Below are 969 nucleotides of genomic sequence, written 5' to 3'. Positions count from 1 at the left end.
CACCATTGGCTCATCAAAAAGTGAGTCAAATAGCAGCAGCTACACCGAGGTCAACCAAGGCTCCAGCATCACCACCAACAATCTTGCCTTGATCGCTACAGGAGCAGGCACAGATAGCAATATCAACATAAACGGTAGTAACTTAAACGTTACCAATGACGCCCTATTTCAAGCCGACAATGACCTGACTATCAATGGCGTCGCGCAAAACAGCAATACTCGTAGTGATAATAAGAGCTCAAGTACCGCCATCGGTGCCTATGCAGCCACCAACCCAGGCAAAGATGCTAGCTACGGCATCACTGCTAGTGCGAGTCATGCCAAAGGCTATGCCAACAGCGACAGCACTACCTATGCCAACAGCCAAGTCAATGTCGGTGGCAACACCACCCTTGACATTGGTAATGATTTAAACATCAAAGGTGGTGTACTGAATACAGATAAGATTCAAGGCGTTATCGGCGGCGACATGACCATCGAATCGCTACAAGACACCGCTACTTATAACAGCGACCAAAAGAACATGGGCTTTAGTGCAGATCTTGATCTTGCCAAAGGTACAGGTTCTAGCCTATCGGTCAATGGCGGCAAGACTAATGTCAATGCTGACTCTAAGATCGTCAATGAACAATCTGGTATTTTCTCCAATGAAGCTGATCTTACAGCAAATGGCAAAGGTAGCTTTACAGGTGCCGTTTTCACCACCTCAAAAGAAGCTCAAACCAATGGCAAGAGCAATATCGTCTTTAAACAAGGTGTTAGCTCACAAGATGTTAAAAATACCACGAGTTATGAAGGTGAGGCATTATCAATTGGTCTAAGCATTGGTAATACCACCGGTAAACCACAAGCCACCATGAACGGCATTGGCTACGGCACAGATAGTGACAGTGATAGCAGTATCACCAAAGGTGGTGTCAGTGGCTATAATGATCCACAAGGCATGCTCACCACTGAGAAACGTGAAGC

General features: G+C 46.0%; 1 protein-coding gene. It reads left to right on the top strand.

Translation table 11 applies throughout. The features are described from left to right. Positions 1–969, top strand: a 969-nt coding sequence (locus ACZW67_RS14300) for a hemagglutinin repeat-containing protein (protein ID WP_465183805.1), incomplete at both ends; no start/stop codon positions are given.

It is taken from the genome of Psychrobacter sp. TPE 89C (assembly GCF_055522395.1).
This window is presented reverse-complemented; position numbering and strand designations above follow the sequence as displayed.